Annotated in this window: 4 protein-coding genes; 2 read left to right on the top strand and 2 right to left on the bottom strand. The window is 47.1% G+C overall.

Going from position 1 to position 2,936, the window contains the following annotated elements; all coding sequences use genetic code 11:
- The first annotated feature begins 115 nt into the window (after positions 1-115).
- Both DKW60_RS23455 and DKW60_RS23450 read left to right on the top strand, forming a co-directional pair.
- Positions 116-346 carry a TA system antitoxin ParD family protein gene (locus tag DKW60_RS23455; RefSeq protein WP_109840057.1) on the top strand — a complete coding sequence of 77 codons (231 nt, stop codon included), beginning with the start codon at positions 116-118 and terminating at the stop codon, positions 344-346.
- Complete coding sequence (locus DKW60_RS23450) at positions 321-647, top strand: type II toxin-antitoxin system RelE/ParE family toxin (protein ID WP_109840056.1); 327 nt, start codon at positions 321-323, stop codon at positions 645-647. Before DKW60_RS23455 ends, DKW60_RS23450 begins: the two co-directional genes overlap by 26 nt.
- A gap of 7 nt (positions 648-654) precedes the next feature.
- Here DKW60_RS23450 and DKW60_RS23445 read toward each other — a convergent pair whose 3' ends face one another.
- Positions 655-1,320, bottom strand: coding sequence for a nitroreductase (locus tag DKW60_RS23445; protein ID WP_181389872.1), 666 nt, complete (start codon positions 1,318-1,320; stop codon positions 655-657).
- A gap of 129 nt (positions 1,321-1,449) precedes the next feature.
- Complete coding sequence (locus tag DKW60_RS23440; RefSeq protein WP_109840054.1) at positions 1,450-2,649, bottom strand: DegT/DnrJ/EryC1/StrS family aminotransferase; 1,200 nt, start codon at positions 2,647-2,649, stop codon at positions 1,450-1,452.
- Between the last annotated feature and the right edge of the window lie 287 nt (positions 2,650-2,936).

Raw genomic sequence — 2,936 nt, 5'->3', positions numbered from 1 at the left:
ATCTTTCAAGCGATTGCCCTGTAAAGTTACCATTGAATAAGAACTGTCATATAAGATTGCAATTAGCGACAATGTGTCGCAAAATAATCTCAACAATCAAATAAGGAATGTCACTATGGCAACAAGCGTCAGATTAGATGACGGCTTCGTCACCCACGCAAAAGTGTATGCGGAGGCAGAAAGTCGTTCAGTCCCAAAGCAAATAGAGTACTGGGCCAAGATTGGAAAAATCATGATTGATAACCCAGACCTTTCTTATCAGTTCGTGCATGAATCATTGCTGGCAACGGAAGAAATGAACAGAGGGTTGGTCAAGCCGTATGTCAGACGAACTAAACGAAGTTAAGGTTTTTGAAACACGTCGATTCGAAAAAGCACTTAATAAGTTGTCTGAGCCACAGCTTAAAGTCGTGGAAGACGAAATCGACAAGATCATTGAAGATCCTGAAGTCGGTGAGCTGAAGAAAGGTGATTTATCACACCTGCGAGTTCACAAATTCAAACTGGACAAGCACCAAGTCCTACTGGGCTATTCTTGGTTTGAGGAAAAACTTGAGCTTTATTTGCTTCAAATTGGCCCTCATGAGAATTTCTATCAGAAGCAAAAAACTCAGAGAAAAGCAGACCTTAAATTTATCCAGTCTTAATTGGTAGTTAGTCAATAAATGTCACGCATTCATCAACCGATAACCTCGGCATTTTCAGCTTATTTTTATCCGCCTCCATATCCGCATACCCAAACGACACGCCACAAAGTAAACCGTGATCATCTGGCACTTGTGCAATCTCAAATACCGGCTCCGGATACAGCGCCAAAGCCCCTTGTGGGCAACAAGCCAAGCCACGATCCACCATCAGCAACATCAAGGTTTGCAGGTAAATCCCCACATCTAAAGCATTGCCCTCACCCATGTTTAGCGGCATGGAAATAAACGCCACATGCGGTGCACCGAAAAATCGCCAGTTATCCAGAAACAACTCGGTGCGTGCTTCACGGTCTTCGCGGGCGATACCGACCGCATTCCACAACTCAACCGCGCAGCTAATTTGGCGCTCTTTAAAGTCCCCCACAAACCCGATGTCATAAGGCTTAAACGCTGAGACTGGTTTTTGGCCATTGCTGACACGTTCGATTAGCGCAGCTTCCAGCTTGTCCCGCGCCTCACCAGACACCACACTGACATGCCAGGGCTGACTATTACAGTTGGAAGGTGCTTGCTGGGCCAGTGTAAAGATCTCACGAATCAACTCAGGCTCAGCCGCTTTGTCCTGATAAGCCCGAATCGATCGACGTTGTGTTAGCGCTTCTGTCAGTTGCACGATAATGCCCTCGTATTAGAAACCTTTGCGAATGGTCGTTTGAATTATTGTATTTGGTAGGTCATGCAGAGCACACCCACTGAACAATACTCAGATACTAGCGAGCAAATGCCTAAAAAACTACGCTGCTCAGGACTTTTCACCATCGCTTAACAAAACTTCTTTGATTACTTGCACAATGACCGCGGTATCTTCGAGATCAAAGGTCAGCGGCACCCGCATATCGAAGGTGGTATCAAGAATTTTCAGTGTTTGAGGCAGCTTGGGCGCGTCTCCCAAATAGCGCCAACTATCATAACGACTGGTGAAACCTTGCGGATCAGCATTACCAAACCATTTGAGCTCAACACCTTTCGCCGCACAATCACCAATAAACTGCGGAATCTCATCACCACTCAACTGCGGCACCCGAAACTGTATCGAGCTACCCACAAAATATTCCTTATCATGACGCTGCGACAGCACGACGCCATCAATCTCACTCAAGCCACTTTCCAGACTGCGGTAGCGTGCATTCCAGCGATCCACATTTTCTGACAATAACGGCAGCTGGGCACGTAGAATGGCCGCCCGTAAATTATCCATACGACCACTGTAATTGGGCGTATCTAAACGAATGTCTGCAAACACATCAGCCGAAGGTGCCGCACCATGGCGCTCAAACAACATATACGAACCAGAGTGCATGACTGCCCGCGCCATAAGCTCCTCATCATCCGTCGTTAAGAAACCACCCTCGCCTGAGTTGATGTGTTTATACGTTTGCGTACTGAAGCAGGCGACCCTGCCAAAATTACCGGACTTTTTACCATTCCAGCTGGCACCCATGGTGTGTGCGCAATCTTCGATAAGCGTGACACCGTGCTTTTCACAGATCTCAACCACCGCATCCATATCCGCCAGATGCCCGCGCATGTGTGACATCATAAAAAAGCGACTGCCGGACTGCTCAATCATCTGCTCCAGATGTGCCAGATCCACGCAATAGTTTTCGTCAATCTCCACCAACACCACGGTGCCGCCAGCATTATTAATCGCGCCCGGCACCGGGGCTAGCGTGAAGGCATTAGTCAGGACAGGTTCGCCTTGTTTCAAGCCGGCCGCTTTGAGCGCAACATGCAGCGCGTAACCACCTGAAGCACAAGCGAGGCAGTACGGCACACCTTGATATTCCGCGTATTCTTTCTCGAGTAGCTCGGTTTCTGACAGCTCTCCGGCGAGCGTGTTGTAACGGTGTAAACGGCCAGAGCGCATCACTTCAACGGCACGTTCGATGCCTGACTCGGGAATGGGTTCTTGCTGGGTGAAGGGTTTGGTGAAATTCGTCACGATGTACCTGCCTTAAGATGATTTGATGGGAAGCTTGAGGGCCTGCAGATAGATTACATCAAAATGGCTGTTATCACTTATTTTTAAGATCTTTTCGCCAATCTGAATGGCTGCTTTCCAGATCAGGCAACTTTCGTCAAATCCACGGATATGGGCCTCTATAGTTAATATACCGTTCATCGGAAAAGCGGAGAATAACATTCAAGCTTTAGAGGTAAACGAAGCAACGAAACAACAATAAAAAAATAAATTAGATAATAAAAATAATCTCTGTACACGACAAAAAA

The sequence above is a fragment of the Leucothrix pacifica genome, from assembly GCF_003172875.1.
Taxonomy (GTDB): domain Bacteria; phylum Pseudomonadota; class Gammaproteobacteria; order Thiotrichales; family Thiotrichaceae; genus Leucothrix; species Leucothrix pacifica.
Note: the sequence above shows the minus strand (reverse complement) of the source record. Positions and strands in the feature narration are given on the sequence as shown.